Source organism: Clostridium luticellarii, assembly GCF_002995845.1.
Taxonomy (GTDB): Bacteria; Bacillota; Clostridia; order Clostridiales; family Clostridiaceae; genus Clostridium_B; species Clostridium_B luticellarii.
On sequence record NZ_PVXP01000056.1, the window covers coordinates 1 to 20,649 of the forward strand.

The 20,649-nt window shown below is 35.2% G+C and carries 21 protein-coding genes, 3 tRNA genes, 2 riboswitches and 1 other annotated feature; of the genes, 20 read left to right on the plus strand and 4 right to left on the minus strand.

Features of this window, described 5'->3' with window-relative positions; all coding sequences use genetic code 11:
* The first annotated feature begins 195 nt into the window (after positions 1-195).
* The 18 genes from CLLU_RS14225 to CLLU_RS14310 all read left to right on the plus strand — a co-directional run bounded on the left by CLLU_RS14225 (position 196) and on the right by CLLU_RS14310 (position 14,554).
* Complete coding sequence (locus CLLU_RS14225) at positions 196-375, plus strand: hypothetical protein (RefSeq protein WP_106010456.1); 180 nt, start codon at positions 196-198, stop codon at positions 373-375.
* A gap of 183 nt (positions 376-558) precedes the next feature.
* Positions 559-1,002 carry a CBS domain-containing protein gene (locus CLLU_RS14230; RefSeq protein WP_106010457.1) on the plus strand — a complete coding sequence of 148 codons (444 nt, stop codon included), beginning with the start codon at positions 559-561 and terminating at the stop codon, positions 1,000-1,002.
* A 69-nt stretch (positions 1,003-1,071) separates the two neighbouring features.
* Positions 1,072-1,313 (plus strand) — a binding site (T-box leader).
* Positions 1,314-1,421: 108 nt separating this feature from the next.
* Positions 1,422-1,937, plus strand: coding sequence for a tryptophan transporter (locus tag CLLU_RS14235; RefSeq protein WP_106010458.1), 516 nt, complete (start codon positions 1,422-1,424; stop codon positions 1,935-1,937).
* A 147-nt stretch (positions 1,938-2,084) separates the two neighbouring features.
* Positions 2,085-2,256: riboswitch (cobalamin riboswitch) on the plus strand.
* A gap of 154 nt (positions 2,257-2,410) precedes the next feature.
* The gene (locus tag CLLU_RS14240) at positions 2,411-3,079 is read left to right on the plus strand and encodes an energy-coupling factor ABC transporter permease (protein ID WP_106010459.1); all 669 of its coding nucleotides are present in this window, start codon (positions 2,411-2,413) and stop codon (positions 3,077-3,079) included.
* A gap of 2 nt (positions 3,080-3,081) precedes the next feature.
* Positions 3,082-3,420: a hypothetical protein gene (locus CLLU_RS14245; RefSeq protein WP_106010460.1), complete on the plus strand. Its 339-nt coding sequence runs from the start codon at positions 3,082-3,084 to the stop codon at positions 3,418-3,420.
* Positions 3,421-3,423: 3 nt separating this feature from the next.
* Positions 3,424-4,203 carry a cobalt ECF transporter T component CbiQ gene (cbiQ, locus tag CLLU_RS14250; RefSeq protein WP_106010461.1) on the plus strand — a complete coding sequence of 260 codons (780 nt, stop codon included), beginning with the start codon at positions 3,424-3,426 and terminating at the stop codon, positions 4,201-4,203.
* Positions 4,204-4,215: 12 nt separating this feature from the next.
* The gene (locus CLLU_RS14255) at positions 4,216-5,058 is read left to right on the plus strand and encodes an energy-coupling factor ABC transporter ATP-binding protein (protein ID WP_106010462.1); all 843 of its coding nucleotides are present in this window, start codon (positions 4,216-4,218) and stop codon (positions 5,056-5,058) included.
* A 170-nt stretch (positions 5,059-5,228) separates the two neighbouring features.
* The gene (locus tag CLLU_RS14260) at positions 5,229-5,426 is read left to right on the plus strand and encodes an alpha/beta-type small acid-soluble spore protein (protein WP_106010463.1); all 198 of its coding nucleotides are present in this window, start codon (positions 5,229-5,231) and stop codon (positions 5,424-5,426) included.
* 77 nt (positions 5,427-5,503) lie between these two features.
* A riboswitch (cobalamin riboswitch) is annotated at positions 5,504-5,680 on the plus strand.
* A gap of 257 nt (positions 5,681-5,937) precedes the next feature.
* The gene (locus CLLU_RS14265; RefSeq protein WP_106010464.1) at positions 5,938-7,455 is read left to right on the plus strand and encodes a hypothetical protein; all 1,518 of its coding nucleotides are present in this window, start codon (positions 5,938-5,940) and stop codon (positions 7,453-7,455) included.
* A 150-nt stretch (positions 7,456-7,605) separates the two neighbouring features.
* Positions 7,606-8,196, plus strand: coding sequence for an ECF transporter S component (locus CLLU_RS14270; RefSeq protein ID WP_106010465.1), 591 nt, complete (start codon positions 7,606-7,608; stop codon positions 8,194-8,196).
* Between the two features lie 76 nt (positions 8,197-8,272).
* Positions 8,273-9,226, plus strand: coding sequence for a P1 family peptidase (locus CLLU_RS14275; RefSeq protein WP_106010466.1), 954 nt, complete (start codon positions 8,273-8,275; stop codon positions 9,224-9,226).
* 128 nt (positions 9,227-9,354) lie between these two features.
* Positions 9,355-10,533, plus strand: a complete 1,179-nt coding sequence (gene rpsA, locus CLLU_RS14280) for a 30S ribosomal protein S1 (protein WP_106010467.1) — start codon at positions 9,355-9,357, stop codon at positions 10,531-10,533.
* Positions 10,534-10,761: 228 nt separating this feature from the next.
* A tRNA-Gln gene (locus tag CLLU_RS14285) sits at positions 10,762-10,836 on the plus strand.
* A gap of 2 nt (positions 10,837-10,838) precedes the next feature.
* Positions 10,839-10,914 (plus strand) — tRNA-Lys (locus CLLU_RS14290).
* A 68-nt stretch (positions 10,915-10,982) separates the two neighbouring features.
* A tRNA-Leu gene (locus tag CLLU_RS14295) sits at positions 10,983-11,066 on the plus strand.
* Positions 11,067-11,217: 151 nt separating this feature from the next.
* Positions 11,218-12,537, plus strand: coding sequence for a hemolysin family protein (locus tag CLLU_RS14300; RefSeq protein WP_106010468.1), 1,320 nt, complete (start codon positions 11,218-11,220; stop codon positions 12,535-12,537).
* Between the two features lie 109 nt (positions 12,538-12,646).
* Positions 12,647-13,831, plus strand: coding sequence for an SAM-dependent methyltransferase (locus CLLU_RS14305; protein WP_106010469.1), 1,185 nt, complete (start codon positions 12,647-12,649; stop codon positions 13,829-13,831).
* Positions 13,832-13,891: 60 nt separating this feature from the next.
* The gene (locus tag CLLU_RS14310; RefSeq protein WP_106010470.1) at positions 13,892-14,554 is read left to right on the plus strand and encodes an HAD family hydrolase; all 663 of its coding nucleotides are present in this window, start codon (positions 13,892-13,894) and stop codon (positions 14,552-14,554) included.
* A gap of 32 nt (positions 14,555-14,586) precedes the next feature.
* On the opposite strand, the gene CLLU_RS14315 is transcribed toward CLLU_RS14310, so the two are convergent.
* Positions 14,587-15,330, minus strand: coding sequence for a polysaccharide deacetylase family protein (locus tag CLLU_RS14315; RefSeq protein WP_106010471.1), 744 nt, complete (start codon positions 15,328-15,330; stop codon positions 14,587-14,589).
* A 128-nt stretch (positions 15,331-15,458) separates the two neighbouring features.
* Here CLLU_RS14315 and CLLU_RS14320 point away from each other — a divergent pair, with 128 nt between their 5' ends.
* Entirely contained in the window at positions 15,459-16,595 is a 1,137-nt protein-coding gene (locus tag CLLU_RS14320) for a cysteine desulfurase family protein (protein WP_106010472.1), read from the plus strand.
* Positions 16,592-17,734 carry a tRNA uracil 4-sulfurtransferase ThiI gene (gene thiI, locus CLLU_RS14325; RefSeq protein ID WP_106010473.1) on the plus strand — a complete coding sequence of 381 codons (1,143 nt, stop codon included), beginning with the start codon at positions 16,592-16,594 and terminating at the stop codon, positions 17,732-17,734. The genes CLLU_RS14320 and thiI overlap by 4 nt, the downstream gene beginning before the upstream one ends.
* A 58-nt stretch (positions 17,735-17,792) precedes the next feature.
* Here thiI and CLLU_RS14330 read toward each other — a convergent pair whose 3' ends face one another.
* The 3 genes from CLLU_RS14330 to CLLU_RS14340 are packed head-to-tail and all read right to left on the minus strand — an operon-like array spanning position 17,793 to position 20,587.
* Positions 17,793-18,932: a S1C family serine protease gene (locus tag CLLU_RS14330; RefSeq protein WP_106010474.1), complete on the minus strand. Its 1,140-nt coding sequence runs from the start codon at positions 18,930-18,932 to the stop codon at positions 17,793-17,795.
* The gene (locus CLLU_RS14335; protein ID WP_242977656.1) at positions 18,919-20,262 is read right to left on the minus strand and encodes an FxLYD domain-containing protein; all 1,344 of its coding nucleotides are present in this window, start codon (positions 20,260-20,262) and stop codon (positions 18,919-18,921) included. Before CLLU_RS14335 ends, CLLU_RS14330 begins: the two co-directional genes overlap by 14 nt.
* Positions 20,252-20,587: a HesB-like protein gene (locus CLLU_RS14340; RefSeq protein ID WP_106010476.1), complete on the minus strand. Its 336-nt coding sequence runs from the start codon at positions 20,585-20,587 to the stop codon at positions 20,252-20,254. Before CLLU_RS14340 ends, CLLU_RS14335 begins: the two co-directional genes overlap by 11 nt.
* Positions 20,588-20,649: the final 62 nt, after the last annotated feature.

Here is a 20,649-nt window from a genome sequence, read left to right on the forward strand (position 1 = left end):
CATTAACGCAAGTAGAAATAAATGACGAATTAACCATTTTAATTTGCCATTTACTATAAATATCTACTAGAACACCAATTAATAAAATTATCTCTGATAAGCACTTTATATTAACTTAAATTTTACAAAATATATAGAGGGATAATGTATACAGTCACTTTCTAAAAAATTAAGTTAGATAAGGGGGTTATTGACATGAAAGAGAATATACTTATGTTGTTAACGCTGGAGGAAATAAGCAATATAACTAAAGGTTTAAAAATTGCAATTGATGCCGTAAATGAGGACAATGTAAAAATTGATGAAGGGTTAGTGGATAATATAGAGGACGTACTCAGAAAATTACTTCAAGTAGAGGCTGAATGTTCAAAGTAATATTTACTGAAATCCCAAGGCTGTTAGGCTAATTATTATGTAGAAACTATATGTTTTATATTAAATATTAGTTTAGTGTTGATAATTAGCCTATTAGTGGGGGTTAAATTATGCTGAACACTACAGTTTTCTAGTTGAGTTATTATATTTGATTAAATATAACTTTACAAGGAGTAGAAATATATGAATATAGCATTTTTTCTCACACCTAAAGCAGAGGTGGTTTATGAGACACCAAATTCAACTATGAGACAAGCACTGGAGAGAATGGAGCTGTATAAGTATACAGCTATTCCGCTTATTGATAACAAGGGCAAATATACAGGAACACTGACAGAAGGAGATTTGCTATGGAAACTTAAGAATACTCCTGATTTGAATTTTAAAAATACAGACAGGGTACTTCTGAAAGAAATTCCAACACGCATGAATAATAAGTCAGTTAGGATTAATTCTGACATGAAGGATTTGATATCTCTTGCTGTAAATCAAAATTTTGTTCCTGTAATAGATGATAAGGATATATTTATAGGTATCATAAAAAGAAGTGATATAATAAATTACTGCTACAGAAAGCTATTTGATAAAAATTTCAGCTTAATTGGTCAGATAAAAAATAAAAAATAATTTGTAATAAATTTAAAATATATATTGACAGCATAAAATGTAGGTGATATTATATATTTAATTTAAATATTAAATCCTTTGATTAGGAAGAGTAGCTATGTAATCAAGTTAAAGAGAGTTGAGAATGGTGGAATCTCAATACTGTGTATGTGGTGAATGGACCTGGGAGGAGTAAATTGAAATCTACTCGAGTAGAAAGTAGTGGTTAACGTTAGCCGTACGTTACAACGGATAGAATATGTTTGTATTCGAAAAAGAGGTGTCTTTGTAGACACAATTTAGGTGGTACCGCGGATATCTCCGTCCTAGTTTTTAGGATGGAGTTTTTTTAATGTAAAAAAAATATGAACATTGTTGGTGTTTGTTAAGGATATTCTAGAATTTAATATTTAAAATTATGATTTAGGAGAGTGTAAATTATGAACTTGAAAAAAATGATTATAAATTCCATATTACTTGCAATCGGTGCGGTGCTGCATCAGGTAGTGCCTCCAATTTTGTTTGGAATGAAACCAGATATATCTCTTGCTATGCTTTTTATAATACTTATATTCAATAAGGATTACAAGACCTGTGTTTGCTCAGGTGTTATAGCAGGAATCTTGGCAGCAGCTACTACAACTTTTCCAGGAGGACAATTTGCCAATGTGATTGATAAATTCATAACTATAAATGTAATGTTTGTTCTGATAAAGCCTTTTAGAGATAGACTAAGCAATCAGATAAATATCGTACTGGCTACAGCAGTGGGAACGGTAGTAAGCGGTACTGCGTTTTTGACTGTAGTGCTGCTCACAGTAGGACTTGGTACTAGCTTCAATGCATTGTTTCTGAGTGTGGTTCTGCCTGCAGCTGTTGTAAATACCATAGTAGGGGCAATTTTGTTCAATATAATAAATATAGCAGTAAAAAGAGGAGCAATAAAACAGGTATAAATTATTTTTAGATCAAATCAAGGGCAGAATATTTTAAATACCCTTGATTTTTTAATTCTTATGATATATCTTTAAATTAAATGGACTTAAACTTGACAATATTGTGAATTTGTGAGAGACTTAAGTTAATTAATGTAGTATTAAAAATAAATATGTGAAAATATAGGTGTACTTTGCTTAATAGGGAAGCACGATGAAAAATCTGCACGGTCCCGCCGCTGTGAAAGAGGAGTCTTTATAGATATACCACTGGGAAACTGGGAAGGTTATAAGGACGATGATGCTGAGTCAGAAGACCTGCCTGTATTGTTAGTAACCGTTTAACTCTACGAATGATAGGGAGGTGACTATACGATGAGATCTTATATTTCTTTTTATAAATCATAACCCCTTAGCATCAGCTGAGGGGTTATGATTTATATGTGAGAATTCAAATTTTAAATTTTTAGGATCAAAACGGAGGTATTTTAAAAATGCATATTGAAGATGGAATTTTATCACCCCAGGCCTGGGGAACATGGTATGCAATAAGTGCCGTGTTTATGGTGCCGGGTATTAAAGAAATTAAAAAGCGTGCTAAAGAAAATTTATATTATAAACCATTTTTGGCAATGATGGGAGTAGCTGTGTTTGTTATATCCTGCATGCATATTCCTGTTCCTGTAACGGGTTCCTGTTCTCATCCCTGTGGAACGGCTTTAGCTGCTATTGTTGTTGGACCTTGGGCAACAGGCGTGATTTCAGCTATTGTATTATTTTTTCAGGCTATATTTTTAGGGCATGGAGGCATAACGACTATTGGTGCCAATACGTTTTCCATGGGAATATCTGCAAGTATTTTGGGATATGTATGCTGGAAGGTTCTGCGTTATTTTAAGCTTCCCATTTGGCTGGCGGGCGGAGTAGCAGGATTTGTGGGTGACATAGTTACATATCTGGTAGCTGCCCTTGAACTTGCAATCAGTTTACATGGACATGTTCCTTTGATGAAACAGTGGATGATATTCTTTTTAGGATATGGACCTACCCAGCTGCCTTTAGCTATTGCAGAGGGTGTGTTTACAGCTTTAGTTCTTCAGGCTATGGTAAAAAGACGTCCAGATTTATTGCCAGGTGTGCTTAGGAAAGAGGTGGCAAAGTAATTATGGAATCGAGCAGTAATACAAAAAGTGGAAGAGGTACAAGCATTAAATTCCTAGATAAGTTTACCCGTGTTATGCTGGCGGTTATGATAATTTTATTTATATTTATATTTGGAGCGTCAAAATATATGGTCAATCATAAGATGGAGGCCGGAGGCACAGATGACAAGGTAAATACCATGGCATCCAATAATCACAAACCTTTTATTGAACTTCCTGGAGATGCACAGGTAGGAGCTTTTTCTGTAGCAAATTTTTTCGCGGGCTTAATAGTTGGACATCACTGGGAAAAATTATTTGGTGAATCAGCAAAAAATAAAAAATCGTTAAAAGAGGAATAAATTATGGAATTATCTTCATTTGGCAGAATATCTGGTAATAAAAGCTTTTTACATCGTTTGGATGGGAGAGTAAAAACTGTACTGTTTTTAAGTGCAATTATAATTGTAACTTTTCTTACTAAATGGTATCTCATAGTGTTTTTATGGATACTCTCTATAATTGGATATTATACTCTGGGTATTCCCTGGAAAAGGCTTATAAAAAGACTTCTCATACCTTTTAGTATAGCGTGGCTTGTATTTGTAAGCGTGCTTTTTACAAATGGAGAAAATGTTTTAACTTATATTCCGTTAGGAGCTTATCACCTGAATATATATAGAGAAGGTATTGCGATGGGGACTTTATTGATGCTCAGAATAATGGCAGCAGTCAGCGTGGCATGTATACTTTCTTTCTGTACTCCTATGATTGAAATACTTGAGACGCTTAGGATACTTAAAATGCCTTCAATTATAATAGATCTGGCTGATATGATGTACAGGTATATATTTATAATTGAAGATACCGGAAAAAATATGAGACATGCACAGTTGAGCCGCATGGGAGATAGATCTAGCTGGATGAGGGGTGTTGGAGACACGGCCAAAATAGGGGTGTATGTGATAATAGAATCCCTGGATAGAAGTGTAAGGATCTACAATGCCATGCTTTCCAGAGGGTATAATGAAAATAGTGAACAAGCTAAATTTTTTACGTATTCTATTCCAAGAAAAGATTTTCGCTTTGGAATTTCGGGAGCTGCTTTATTGGTAGTTTTAATTATAGCGAATATATTTATTTAGAGGAGAATGATTATGGCACTTATTGAAGTGAATAAAGTCAGCTATGCTTATAGTGACGGAAGTCTGGCACTTGAAAATGTTAATATGAAGATAGAGGAAGGAGAAAAAGTGGCAATACTCGGTCCCAATGGGGCAGGTAAGTCTACACTCTTTCATCTATTTAATGGAATTTCAAAACCTAAATCAGGTACCATTACTATAGACGGACTGCAGGTATGTAAAAAAAATTTAGTTAAAATAAGACAGATGGTGGGCATGGTATTTCAGGATTCTGATGATCAGCTTTTTAATTCTACAGTTCGTCAGGAAATAGCATATGGCCTACTGAATATGGGCATGAGCGGGAAAGAGCTGGAGGATACTATAGCATGGGCGTTAAAAGTGGTCGGAATGACAGGATATGATGACAAGAGTCCCCACAATCTAAGCGGGGGACAGAAAAAGAGAATTGCACTTGCCAGTGTCCTTGCCATGAAGCCCAAAGTAATGGTTTTAGATGAGCCTACGGCGGCGCTTGATCCCAGAGGAGTTCATAAATTAATCGAGCTTCTTGATATGATAAATAAAAAACTTGGAATCACTTTGATTTTTGCTACCCATGATGTGGATACAGTTCCACTTCTAGCTGATACAGTCTACCTTTTGGATAAAGGCAGTATTGTGACGGGGGGAACGATTGAAGAAGTTTTCAATCAAAAAGAACTTATCCGAAAGATTGATTTAAGACTTCCAAGAGTAGCTCATTTAGTAGAAATACTGAAGAAGGATGGAGCAGTAAATGTGGATCATCTTCCCCTAACCATTGGTCAAGCGAAATATGTGCTGGAAAATAAAAATTTGTATAAAAAGATATAGAAATATAATAAAATCAAAAATCACTGGAATTTTTAACAAGATTTCAGTGATTTTTTCATATTTGCTATGAATTAAATAGTTTATAAAATTATAAATTACATAAACTTTATATACACAATTAAATAAAATACTTCAATAAAAATCTATGATAATATAAGGAGGAATTAATCATGGCAAGCAGAGGAAATAAATCTTTAGTTCCAGAGGCAAAGGAAGGTCTTAATAGATTTAAAATTGAGGCGGCTAGAGAAGTAGGAGTGAATTTGAAAAACGGATATAATGGTGATATTACATCAAGAGAAGCCGGCTCAATAGGAGGGCAGATGGTAAAGAAGATGATACAGTCCTATGAAGAAGGGTTAAAATAACTGTATCTGGAAATAAATGAAAATTATAAAATAGCTACTTGACAAATGTAAATGGTTAAGTATATAATATAAATATAATTTAACAATAAAGTATATGGTTTATATGATAATTAAAAGGGAATATGGTGAAATACCATTACAGCCCCCGCTACTGTATCAGGTGACGATTTTAAATTTCCACTGGAGTTTTCTCTGGGAAGGAAAAAAGAGGATGAGCCGATAGTCAGGAAACCTGCCTATACTTGTGTAAAAATCTTTCGGTGGGAAGGATGTATCAGTTGTAATGCTACTGCTGCTGTTTTAGCAGGCTAGCTTTGTAATATGGTAATCAGGGACTTCCTATAGGAGTCCCTTTTTATATATTGGTGTTAACTTAAACATATCTAATCCCTTTAAAAATGCACTTATCATGGATGAATAAGTGCATTTTTTATTGTTTTAAAAACTTGACATTGGTTATAATATTGTAGAATAGTTATTATCTGAATGAATTTAAAGGGAAGGATACAGAATGCCTGAAAAATATTGGCCTGAAACCATCATACTCTGGGGAGCCGGTGCGACCAGAAGTTTAGGACTTCACGCAACCAATCAGCTGATGCAGCTGGTCTTGAAAATAATCAGAAAAGATTTTTCTTTTTTGAATGGAAAAAATGAAGAGTTGGCGGATGCTTTTAAAAAATTAATTATGGAGGATTTATCAAAAGACCATAAAATATCAAAAATATATGATTTAAAAGCTCTTGAAATAATAATATGCACTAATTCCAAATTCAATATGCATGAACTCTTTACAATGCTGGATCAACTTATTGAGAACAATATGGGATTCAATGCATTTTTTAACGGGAAGACAGAATTCTTAAGAGTAGAAAGGATTCAGGCAGCTAAGAGATGTCTTATTCTGATTATTGAAGAGCTGGAGAGAATTAGTATACAGGACACTCCGGGTCACGTAAACAGAGAAAAAATGGAACCCTATTATGAATTTTCAAAAATACTTACAGAGCTCATGGAAGAAGAAGCAAGAGTATTTGAAAATAGAGGCTATAGAAGAAACACCAGGCGTTTTTATCTCTATTCCTATGCTATAATATCCTTTAACTGGGATCCTGTAATACTCTGGAATCTGTTCAACGCTCATAAGGAGAAAAACGAGAACCCTATTATATTAGAAGATGGTTTGAAATTGCAGCTGTATGATGACTTTGGAACCCAGATATCCTATGATCAATTGGATGGCAGTGAATCTGGAATATGGTATGTTACAGATGAAGCACAATGTAAAGGTATAAATGACTATAATTACCCTTCCAGGGTGATGAGAATAGGAAAAATATTGTTTCCCCATGGTATGTTTGGAACTAGAATTTGTCCTGAATGCGGAAAATCAATAATTAGTTTTGCAAGGCAGTGGAATAGACTATCCACAGAAGTTTTTGGACCATCTATTTTAGAACCATTACAGAAAAACTGGAAGTATGCAACGGAAAAGGAGAAAATATATAAAAGAGGTGCCATAGAGTGTCCCTATTGTGGCCAGATAACTTATCCCTATGATATGACTCTTGTAATACAAAGTCTTTCGAGGAAAAGAAGTGTACCCACTTTGGAGGAGATGAAAACTGAAATGGGACTTCTTATAAAGAATGCAAAACATATAATTTTTGCCGGGTACAGTCTTCCTATGGATGATATTATGGTCAAGACCTTTTTCATGTCCTCCATATCTGGAAACGATAAAAATAAAGTGAAATGTACTGTGGTGAATTATGATGAACGGCATAGAGGTTCTGAATGGATAAAAGGTGAAAAAATAGTGGAATATATAAAGAGCTCAGAAAATAATCCTGCAGCACAGTGTATTGAGAACATATGTGATATGTTTCCGCTGGAAAATATAAGGGTAAATTTAAATGGAATACCTGAAGTATTCATGGAAAACGGAAGGTGCAGCAGGGAAAAAGTAGTGGATCTGCTGTATCCAAGAGAATGTTTTGCAAAAGGGTTTCCGGTAGATAGGCGCTAAAGAAAAAAACATTGTTTTTTCTTTAACGGATTTATTGAACTTTTTGTTAGAAGTGATAAAATAAAGTCGTCAGTATTTGTTAAAAACTGAACTAAATTTTATAAAGGAGGTTCCGTGTTATATCGTAATGAATAACAACGGAGAAAATTTATGGAAAAACAAGTTAAAGAATGGTCAAAACTAAGTGTCAGGAAGATTACCATAATTGGTATGCTGTCTGCGATTTCTATTGTACTTGGTGTAACAGGATTAGGTTTTATACCCATTCCACCGGTGAAAGCTACTATAATGCATGTACCTGTTATAATAGGAGCTATTTTGGAGGGACCGTTGGTAGGTGCCATGGTAGGGCTTATTTTTGGTATATTCAGTGTTATTCAATCCATAACTACTCCCACACCTGTTTCTTTTGTATTCATGAATCCATTGGTGTCAGTTCTGCCAAGAGTACTTATAGGATTGGGAAGTTATTATGTGTATAAAGCTATAAGAACCAAAAATAAAATTCTGCCGGTAGGAATAGCTGCTGCAGCTGGTTCATTGATAAATACCATTGGTGTTCTGGGAGCTATATACCTTATATATCTTGGACCCTATGCAAAGGCTCTGAATATAAGCCTGAGCACAGCTAAAAAAGGGATACTGGCGGTAGCCTTTACAAATGGAATACCTGAAGCAATTTTATCTGTACTTATTGCAGTATCTGCAGTTACTGCTGTTGTTAAGATGAGACATAAATAATGTTTTGAATTAAATAAATTGCGAAATTATCCCTGAGCTTTTACGAGCCCGGGGTTTTATAATACGGAGGTTGAGCATGAAGGAGATTTTATTTAGCAGTATAGAGGGGATAAGAATAGGAAATGCTGAAAATTTAGAAGGACCCACCGGGTGTACTGTGGTGATATGCCCTGGTGGAGCAGTTGCCGGTGTGGATGTGAGAGGAGGAGCTCCAGGCACCAGAGAAACCGATTTGCTGAATCCGGTAAATATGGTGAATAGGATTCATGCGGTACTTCTAGCTGGAGGAAGTGCTTTTGGACTGGATGCGGCAGGTGGTGTAATGCAGTATTTAGAAGAGAATAATATCGGGTTGGATGTAAAAGTTACGAGGGTTCCTATAGTTTGTGCAGCAGTGCTGTTTGATTTAAGCATAGGTAATTGTAAAATAAGGCCTGATAGATCCATGGGATATGAGGCCTGTGTGAATTCTGAACTGAATATATGCAAAAATGGAAATTTTGGCGCCGGCACTGGAGCTACTGTGGGAAAAATACTGGGAGACAGCCATGCCATGAAGGGCGGTATTGGGACTTATGCAGTTCAGGCAGGAGATCTCAAAGTAGGGGCCGTAGTTGCAGTTAATTGCCTTGGGGATATAGTGGACAATGGCAGTATAATAGCTGGAGCTTTAAATGAAGATGGAAAATCTTTTGCAGGAACTGAAAATATAATGCTTTCAAGATATTCCAGCAAGAAAAATTTATTTACTGGAAATACTACTATTGGCATCGTAGCTACCAATGGGAAATTTACGAAATCCGGCATGACAAAAATTTCATCAATGGCGCATAATGGTTATGGAAGAGCCATGAAGCCGGCACATACCATGTTTGACGGCGATACTATATTTTCCATGAGTACGGGAAAAGTTCAAGCGGATTTGAATGTAGTGGGATTTTTAGCGGCTGAGGTTGTGGAAAAAGCAATTTTAAAGGCAGTAAAAAGTGCAGATTCCCTTTTAGGATATAAAAGTTATAAGAATATTTAAGTGAAGAATAATCTGATAATTATTGAAAGTTACAGTTAAAGTTTGACTTTATATGTATTATTTATGATAGAATATAATTGTTGGCTGTAAATATGCTGTAAGTATAAATGAAAAGGAGAGATATTTTGATGACAGGTGGTAAGGAAGTAAGTTCAATGGATGAAGTTATGGGTGAAATTGATTCAACCATGGAAAATGTAAAAAGTGGAGAAGTGGTGAAGGGAAAAATAATTTCCATAAACGACAAAGAAGCTGTGGTAAATATTGGATACGTGGTTGACGGAGTACTGCCCAAAAGTGAAATATGTAAAGAAGACTCCAATATAGAGGATTTCTTGAAGGTTGGAGATGAGATATATGTGTATATAGTCAGTTTAGATAAGGGAGAAGAAGGATTGTTATTGTCAAAACTGAAAGCTGACATCATAATGAACTGGAATAAGATTGAAAATCTATTTAAAGAGGGGAAAACTGTTGATGTGATCATAAAAGAAGTGGTAAAAGGTGGTGTATTGGCAGAATTATATGGGTTGAGAGCTTTTATACCGGCATCTCAAATTTCGGTAAAATATGTTGCCAATTTAAGTGATTTTTTAAATAAAACTCTGTCTGTGAAGATAATCGAACTGGATAAGAATAAGAACAAGATTGTGCTGTCTGGAAAAGAAGCTGAGAAGCTGGAAATTCAAAAAAAGGCAGAAAAATTGTGGATCAGTATAAAAAAGGGAGAAGAGATAGGCGGGATTGTAAGCAGAATCACGGGGTTTGGAGCATTTATTGATTTAGGTGGAGTAGAGGGACTGGCACATATTTCAGAACTTTCATGGAAAAGAATAAAAAATCCTTCAGAAGTGGTGTCTGTGGGAGATCATGTCAAGGTTACCGTGCTGGATATGGATAGAGGAAAAAACAGGATCTCACTTTCTATGAAGAATCAAGAGAATAATCCCTGGAATGGTGTAAGCGAAAGATATAAATTAAATGATATAGTTGAAGGTACTGTGGTCAAGATGATAAATGTAGGTGCTTTCGTAGAAATTGAGCCTGGATTGGAGGGATTTGTACATGTATCAGAAATATCTCAGGATCATATTGGAAAACCTTCTGATGTTTTAAATGTAGGGGATAAGGTAAAAGTGAAAATACTCAATGTAGATGCAAAAGCCAGGAGGATATCTCTTAGCATAAAGGAGGCCGCAGGTGATTCTAATAAGAAGGATTTTAAAAAATATACTGATGATACCCAGGAGAAAGTTACATTAGGGGATTTGTTCAAAGATAAATTGAAAAATATGAAATTTGATTGAATATGATATTTTATGTAGCGATGTATGCATATATATAGCACAGTTATGGTAATTGTTGAAACAGGCTCTTAAAACCTAATTATACCTCTTTTAGGGGAGAAAAGCTATTGACATTCCAAAAATTGTGCTTTATAATTTATCTTGCAGTTACAAAAAATCCTAATTCAATATAAAAATTTTTACAAATAATTTGTATTATTATAGATTATAAATACAAGTTCAGTCTGTTGGGGTGTAGCCAAGTGGTAAGGCAGTGGACTTTGACTCCATCATTCGTAGGTTCAAATCCTGCCATCCCAGCCAAAGGTTTACTAGCTCAGTTGGTAGAGCACATGACTTTTAATCATGTTGCCCGGGGTTCGATTCCCCGGTAAGCCACCATTGAGCTGAGATTATAAATTGTGAGGTTAAGAGTTAATATGATGAAATCCTAATATTTATTTTTATATGCAGGTGTGGCGGAATTGGCAGACGCACTAGACTTAGGATCTAGCGCCTATGGCGTGGGGGTTCGACTCCCTTCATCTGCACCAATTATTTACAATAAAATTCATTTTAAATGATAAGAATGGTTATAAAATTATAGTATTTTAGCATAGTGAGGAATTTTATTGCAGGAATTAGACTTATCATCTAATTCCTATTTATTATCTAGGAAATAAATGAAAGGATGTTTGATTTAGCATGGATGTTACCTGGCAGAGTATAGTATTTGAACTTATGTTGATATTAGTACTCACGGTGATTAATGCATTTTTTTCAGCTATAGAAATGGCTATAGTTGCTGTAAATAGAAGCAGAATGAATTATTTGGCAGAAGAGGGTAATAAAAAGGCAGAAATAATATTAAACCTGTTAAAAAAACCTAATAATTTTTTAGCTACTATACAAGTGGGGATAACTTTTGCTGGTTTTTTTGCCAGTGCCTATGCAGCTACTACACTATCCACAAAGCTTGCATTTTTTTTAAATAGATTCGGTATACTCTACAGTGATAAATTATCAGTAATAATTATTACATTATTATTATCATATATTACTCTTGTATTTGGAGAACTTCTTCCCAAAAGAATTGCACTTCAGAACTCAGAGGCACTGTCAATGTCGCTGGTAAAACCTATTTTGTTTATAAGTAAATTGATGCTGCCGTTTGTTAAATTGCTATCAGGATCCACCGCTGTTCTTATGAAATTATTTAATATAAGCACAGAAAATATTGAGAATAGAGTATCCGAAGAGGAGATCAGATCCATGCTGGAAGAAGGACAGGAAACCGGTGTGTTTAATCAATCTGAAAAGGAAATGATAGAGGGAGTATTCAAATTTGATGACAAATTGGCAAAGGAAGTTATGACTCCGAGGACAGAAGTTTTTGTTATAGACATGGATGAGCTGAATTCATGCACAGTGGAAGATATAATTGAAGAAAAATATTCCAGAATACCTGTGTATAAAGATGACATAGACAATATAGTAGGTATACTATATATTAAAGACCTGTTTGCCCAATTGATGAAAACCCCCATAAATGATATTGATATAAAATCAATGCTCAGGGCACCTTATTTCGTACCTGAAAATAAAAATATAGATGTGCTTTTTAAAGAACTTCAAGGTACGAAAAATCATATGGCCATTTTGATTGACGAGTATGGAGGATTTTCAGGAATTGTAACCATAGAGGATTTAATTGAAGAGGTAATGGGAAATATATTTGATGAATATGATGACAATGAACAGTATATAAATAAAATTGATCAGAATACTTATCTGGTAAGTGGATTATTGTCCATTGATGAAGTGAATGAATTTTTAAATTTAGACTTGAAATCGGAAAACTCGGATACAATAGGGGGATTTGTAATGGATCTTTTGGGAAGTATTCCGAAAGAAGGAGAGGAAAATACAGTGGAGTATGAAGATGTGATTTTCAAGGTTCAAAAAGTAAATGAGAAGAGAATAGAAAATTTAAAAATATATACTCCAAAAAAGGTAACTGATTAAATTATAAGTTTGATTTAAATACCTGGCTGAGAAATTTAGCAGAGGTTCTTTGTAAAATAAGAAGTTCTGCTTATTTGTATATAGTTATGTAGAAGGAGAGAGGTAATAAATGAATCTGGATAAAATATTTTTCGCAAAATTTTTAAAGAACGCATTTTCAGATACTGTCAAGGTAAGATACTGGGATGGTACAGAAGAAAAATACGGGGAGGGAGAGGCTAAATTTGAAATATACATAAATCAGGATATCCCTAAAAAGGATATTGTGAGAGATCCTTTTTTAACTCTTGGAGAAGCCTATATGAGTGGTGCACTGGATTTTAAGGGAAATATAAGAGAAGTTATAGAATCTGTGTATAAAAACAAGGAGAGCTTTTTACATAAAGCAAATGTGTTTTCAAAATTGTATAAGGTTCTTCCAAATACTATAAAGAAAAGCAAGACAGATGTACAATACCATTATGACCTGGGAAATGATTTCTACAGTCTTTGGCTTGACAAGACCATGACCTATTCCTGTGCTTATTTTAAAGATGAAAATGATTCTATTTATCAGGCTCAGGTAAATAAAGTGGATTATATATTGAAAAAGCTCAATTTGAAAAGGGATCAGAGACTTTTGGATATAGGCTGCGGCTGGGGTGAGCTTGTTATTAAAGCTGCAAAAAAATATGGTGTGAATGCTCTTGGAATAACTTTAAGTAAAGAACAGTTTGAAAAAGCTTCTGAGAAGGTAAATGAAAACAATCTGCAGGGGAAAGTTGAAATAAAATTATTGGATTATAGAGAACTTGTGGGAAAAACAGATAAGTTTGACAGAATAGTGAGCGTTGGAATGATTGAACACTCCGGAAGAAAAAACCTGCCTGTGTACATGGAATCTGTAAAGAAAATGTTAAACGAGGGCGGTGTATCCCTTCTTCACTGTATTACTGCACAGACGGAAGGAGAGGCAAATGAATGGATAAAAAAATACATATTCCCGGGAGGATATATTCCATCTATAAGAGAATTGGTCAGTCTGATGGCAGATAATGATCTTCATCTAGTTGATGCGGAAAGTTTGAGACTGCACTATTTTAAGACCTTGAAATGTTGGGCTGAGAATTTTGAAAACAATCTGGACAAAATAAAAAAGATTAAAGATGACAGATTTATAAGGATGTGGAGACTCTACCTGAATGCTTGTTCGGCTTCATTTCATTATGGAGTGGTGGATATACATCAATTCCTGTTTACAAAGGGTCTCAACAATGAACTCCCCATGACCAGAAAGTATTTGTACGAAGATTAAATATATTGTAAAATCAGAGTTAACACTCTGATTTTTTTGGAATAATAGAGGAGGAAGTATATGAAGGCAGAAGCAGTTATTTTTGACATGGATGGAGTTATTATAGACAGTGAACCGCTGCATAAAAAACTAGATGATGATTTGCTGGCTGAGTACGGAATAAAGATAAGTGAAGAAGAACAACTGGGTTTTATAGGAGTTACCACTGGCTATAAATGGGATGTTATTAAAGAAAAATATAATCTGACTGATTCGCTTGAGGAATTGGTAAAGAAGGATAGAAATTTGTATTTAACCAGCCTGAAAAAAAGTAGAGATATAAAACCCATAGAAGGTGTGAATGGACTCATAAAATTTCTTTATGAAAAAAAACTTAAGTTAGCTGTGGCATCTTCATCCCCCATGAATGTTATAAAAATTGTCATAAGAAAATTTGAGCTTGAAAAGTATTTTTCCAGAATTGTTACAGGTGACGATGTTGAAAACAGCAAGCCTGCTCCAGATATATTTATAGAAGCGGCAAGGCTTTTGAATATTAAACCGGATAATTGTATAGTGGTGGAGGATTCTCAAAATGGAGTAGAGGCCTCGAAAAGGGCTGGGATGTGTTGTATGGCTTTTAGAAATTTAAATTCAGGAAAACAGCAATTGGAAAAGGCAGACTTTATATGCAATTCTTTTTATTCCATGCTGGATGAATTCAAAGGAATTATTTCTACATAAGGATGTAATAGATAAAATGTACAGCTTTTTACTTATTTTGTAACTCTAAAATGATACTCGGGGGTATTTTCTGATATAGGTTTGAATTCATAGCCTAAATTTGTGTAGTGGTCTATTATTTCCGCCAGTACCCTGCAGGTGTTTTTGTTTTGGCTGTCACAGTGTGCAAGAAGGAATATCTTGTTTGGATTAATACATTTTTTTGTACCCTCCCTGTACAATTTGTCGACGGGAGTTTTGTAATCTATTCCATCTGACAGGCATAGGTTCCAGTCGTATACTTTATATCCGGAGGAATGTAATTTGTCCAGCAGCACTTTGTCTAGGTGACCTTTGCTCCCGGTGGGAAACCTTATTATCTTAGGCCTGAAATTCAAAATACTTTCTACCTTTTCACCAGTTTTATCCATTTCACTTAAAAAAGAATCATCATCTGAATATATCTTATTGTACTTATGTGTATAGGTGTGCAGTCCTATACTGTGTCCTTCACGGTAGATTCTTTTCAATATTTTTTCACGGCCTTCTACTTTAGAGCCTATCACAAAAAATGTTGCTTTCACATTCTTGTCTTTTAAGACATCCAGTATTTTATTGGTGACTTCTGAACTTGGGCCGTCGTCAAAAGTAAGATATATTATCCTGCTTTCAGGAGATATATCCGTATTGTTCCACGTAAAAGGTGAATTCGTGTAATAAGCCTTTACAGAAGCTGTGCAGTTTAATGGTATATATAAGATGCATAATATGATTAATATAAAATATTTTATTTTCATTTTATATCCCTCTTTTCTTTAATTAGTATGTGCTTTTATTATTTATTTATAATTCACAAGTGTGATAATATATGTTATATTGGTTTTATTGTATTTTAATTATTTTTTACATATAGGAGTGACAAAGAGTGGAAGTTTATTTTGATAACAGTGCTACAACCATGCCTTATGCTGAAGTGATGGACTCCATGGTGGATGCCATGAAAAATTATTATGGCAACCCATCTTCGGCGTATTCCCTGGGATTAAAAGCAGAACTTAAAATGAACGAGAGCAGAGATATAGCTGCACATACGCTGAATTGTGAAAGAGGTGAAATAATATTTACTTCCGGAGGGAGCGAAAGCAATAATTTTTTAATAAGGGGTTTTGTTAAACCCGGGAATGAGGTTATAACTACCAGAATAGAACATCCCAGCGTGTTAAATACATGCAGGGCTCTAGAAAATACGGGAGTGAAGGTTATTTATCTTGATGTGAACAGCAGAGGACAGATTGATCTCAATCAGCTTGAAAAAAATATAAATAAACAGACCCGGATAGTGAGTGTAATGCATACCAATAATGAAATAGGTACGGTTCAAGATATTGAAGCTATAGGAAAGCTTATAAAAGAGAAGAGCAGCAGGGTGAAATTTCATGTAGATGCAGTTCAAGCCTATGGAAAGTATTATATAGATGTTAAAAAGTTGAATATAGATCTGCTGTCTGCCAGCGGCCATAAAATACATGGCCCCAGAGGAGTGGGAATTGCCTACGTTAAGAAGGGGCTTTTGCCAAGACCTCTTATATATGGAGGAGGACAGGAAAGGGGCTTCAGGTCGGGTACTGAAAATCTGTGTGCTGCTGTGGGATTTGCAAAAGCTGCAGAAAAAATATATAAACACAGGGAGCAAAACTTTCGCCATGTAGCTGAAGTGAAGGAATATTTCATGGGAAAACTAGAGCAGATGGATGGCATTAAAATAAACAGCCGGGGGAAAGAGTATTCACCTTATGTACTGAGTGTTTCCTTTATAGGTGTCAGAGGAGAAGTTCTGCTTCACATGCTGGAGGAAAAAGGTATTTATGTTTCTACAGGTTCCGCCTGCTCTGCCAAAAGCAGCAAAAACAGCCATGTGCTTGAAGCTGTTGGATTGCCGCAGGAAGCATTAAAGGGAACTATAAGGTTCAGTTTTGCCGATAATAACTCCAGAGATCAGGTGGATTATACACTGAAAGTACTGGATAAATCTTTAAAATTTTTAAGGAGAGTAGGTAAATGAGGAAATTGTTGCTTGTAAAATATGCCCCGGAAATATTTTTAAAGGGACTGAACAAGGGAAAATTTGAAAAAAAATTAAAGGAGAATATAAAAAATGTTTTGGGAGACAGTGTATACAACTTTGTGGTAGATCAGGGCAGATGGTTTATAGAATGTGATAATCTGGAAAGTGGAGTAGAAAAGCTAAAAAGGGTATGTGGAATTTCAGAAATATGTATAGTGGACGAAATAGATTCTGATATGGAAAGCATAAAAAAGCAGGCGCTCAAAAGTACTTTTGAAAATCATGGAAAAACCTTCAAGGTTATCACCAAAAGGGCCAACAAGAGCTTTCCAGGAACTTCCATGGATGTGAGCAGGGAGGTAGGTGCCTATATACTTCAGCATACTGAAAAATTGGCTGTGGATGTGAAAAATCCGGATTTTTTTGTGAATATAGAAATAAGAGAAAAAACTTATGTATATTCAAAAAGAATAAAGGGCATAGGCGGAATGCCTTATGGCACCAACGGAAGCACCATGCTCATGCTTTCAGGGGGGATTGATTCCCCTGTGGCAGGTTATATGATGGCAAGAAGAGGAGTTAAATTGAATTGTGTGTATTTCCACAGCCACCCTTATACCAGTGAGAGGGCCAAGGAAAAGGTCAAAGAATTGGCCAACATATTGAAGAAGTATACTGGAAGTATAGAGCTGTACGTAGTTCCCTTTACAAAAATACAGATGAGTATAATTGAAAACTGCAGGGAGGATGAATTGACCATAATAATGAGAAGATTCATGATGAGGATATCCTGTGATCTGGCCTGTAAACACAATATAAATTCTGTGACTACAGGTGAAAGCATAGGCCAGGTTGCCAGTCAGACCATGGAAGGACTTGTGGTAAGCAATGATGTGGCGGACAGACCTGTGTTCAGGCCGCTGATAGCCATGGACAAAGTTGATATAATGGATGTGGCAAGACAGATTGGCACCTATGAAACATCTATACTGCCCTACGAGGACTGCTGCACCATATTTGTGCCTAAACATCCTAAAATCAAACCCAGGGTTGAAGAGATAAGGAAGGCAGAAAGTGTTCTGGATATAGATGCCCTGGTAAAAGAGTCTGTGGAAAATACTGAAGTTTTCAATTAGATAGAAAGTGGGTAGAGAAATTTATAATGCAGTTCACTATTTCAGTGAACTGCATTTTTTATTTTACAGTGGTACTTTTTCCGCTTAAAATCTTAAGATTGTTGTTCTCGTATCCTATGTCGTATACTACATTGTATTTACTGGTTTTGGAATTTGCTTCAGTTCCTTCAACAGCCTGGATTACAGCGGAAACCTCTATATTTCCGTTTTCCGTTTCACGGCACAGCATATTGTCTACTTTTACAGACAGAGTTTGAAGGTAGCCTTTTCTAAAATCTTCATAGGCAGTTTTTTGCTGCCAGTTTGCTCCCAGAAGGGAATAGGCAGTTACGTAGTCGTCGGAGTTCAGGCTGTTGTAGAAATATGAAACCAGATAAGCTGCATCCTCCGTAGACGGCTTTGTATTTTCATTTGAAGCAGTGTCTTCAGATGAAGATTTATATGTATTGGGATTAGCTGCCCAGTTGTCTATCATTGGGGTAACTTGAGCTATTGGTATACTGAATCCTATGGATTCAGTATCTACTTTTGCAGAATTTATACCTATAACATCTCCTGTGTTTTTATCTAAAAGAGGACCACCGCTGTTGCCTGGAGATATAGGAGCAGAAATCTGATAAACATTCTTATATTGATAATTTTTTAAATTAAAATTTCTGTTTAATCCGCTTATTATGCCGGTAGTAGCCGTATTTTGAAGGCCGAGAGGGCTTCCAAGAGCTATTATTTCATTACCTATGTCGACTTTGCTGTTTTTGGAGATTTTCATAGGGGATTTTCCACGCAGGTTGTCCACTCTCACTAAAGCTACATCCGTGATCTCACTTTTACCTATGAGCTTGCCTTTATAGGTTGAGGTGTCAGCCATTTTTACAGTTATGGAAGAACCACCTTCTACCACGTGAGCGTTGGTCACTATATCGCCTTTGGTATCATATAAAAAGCCGGAACCGGTTATATTTTCACTGCCATTTTTTACTTCCAGAGATACAACCAACTTTTGGTTATCATGTATTATTGTTTTTAGATCCTTGGATTTAGGTGAACTCAATATTTCAGTTACATTTCCCAATTTGGATGAATTCCTGGAATATTTAAGACTCATATTTTTATGCAGTATTATACATGCCGTAATACCAGCTCCTATAAAGGCCGCAGTTACAAGGAGAGAGATTATAAAAGTTCTATTTATTTTCATGGCTGTCCTCCTGAGGTAAAATCCAGGTTATATTTGTAATTTTAATATGATGTCCCTTTGCTGCTCCATATTCTGTATTGTCAAATTCACCTGTGCCATTTACAGCCAGATAATTTGGATATACATAAGTGGAGTCACTGCTGAGTTCATTATTATTGGCATCATATATGGTGTAGTATATCTGTACGGAGCTTATGGGTCTGGTGGCTATATTTTTAACGGTTCCCTTTATGACAAAATCTCCGTATTTATTTATTCCAGTAGAAGTGGAAGTCACTTCTACTGCATTGGTTTTGTTATTCTTGTCCTCCATGGCAGCTGAAGCCAATGCATTTTGAATCCGGGTCTGCTCGGCAGCTTCAAAGGAATTTTTCTCGGATATTATAACCTGCTTGAAATTGATCAATTTTTTATCATTTGGATTATAGGTAATGCCCTTGTTTATAGTCTGCAGGGCAGAGGTAAAATCATTCTTTTTCAAGTATTCGTTTGCAGTGTTATAAGCTACAGTGCTTATTCTTTTTCTGAGTTCCGAGGCAGTTTCGCTGGCTTCTTTTACATTGTAATTGGATATTTTGTTTAAAAGTTCAGCCAGATCCTCTATGCTGCTTTTATTGTTCATTTCACTTTTTATCTGCAGTACAGTTAGAGCTATTCTCTTGTTTTCTATGTTTTTATTTAACATGGTATAAAAAGCTCCAGCTTTATCTGATATTGAGTTGGCAGCTTCGTCCAGCTCATTTAAAGCTTCGTTGAAATTTTTTTCCTTTATATAATTGTCTGTTACATTCATGTGGGAGGTTACAACCTCACCGTCCTGTAAAAATTTTTTATCAGCCTTTAGTGTTTCATTATTTGGGCGCAATTTTAAAGAAGTATCTATAATTGTATAGGCAGCGGATATATTGCCTTGCAGTGCCATATTCTCGGCAGTTATCCTGCTTTTTTCCACATTTTTTGTAACGGAAACCTCATGGAAATAATAAGCAAAGGTTAAACCTGCAGTGAGTACCGCGGATAAAAGCGGCATGGCTATATTTATATTTTTATAAAAAGGAACTTTACTGCAAGTTTTATAATTATCTATTTTATTAAATTTGGTATATACGCCGGTTACATTTAGAGCATTTACCTGATCTCTTTCTATATTCTTTTTTAAGGCCTGCCTGATACTATGAACTTGAATAGTACTGGCATTTAAATCTTCCCTGTCAGTATTTTTATTTAATTTGGTTCCACATTTCTCACAAAATAAAGCTTCATTAGAAAGCTTGTATCCACATTTAGGGCAAAACATTGAACTATTTTCCCTAAGACCGTTAGTTTTCACAACCGTGGCAGCTTCCGCAGTTTGAAGGAATATCAGGCTTGAATACAGGCTCTATGGTAAATCCCCCCAGACCATTTTCGCTTCCGCAGAGAAATATGAAACCACTGAATTGTATAAATAAATCCTTATTTACTATAAAGTCTATATCTTTCACCCTTTGAATCAGATCATTTTCGGTTTTGCTGTCTGCACTTATGTTGAAACAGGGACCATGACAGGACATACCTTCCAGGTAAATTCTTATTGCAGGGTAAGTTATTTTATTTTCAGTCAAAAATTTTTTAAATTCATCATAAGCTAAATCACTTATCTTTATAAAATCCATATAAAAACCTCTCTTAATATTTATTTAAATTTTTGCAGGTATAATAAATATACTATATGTAT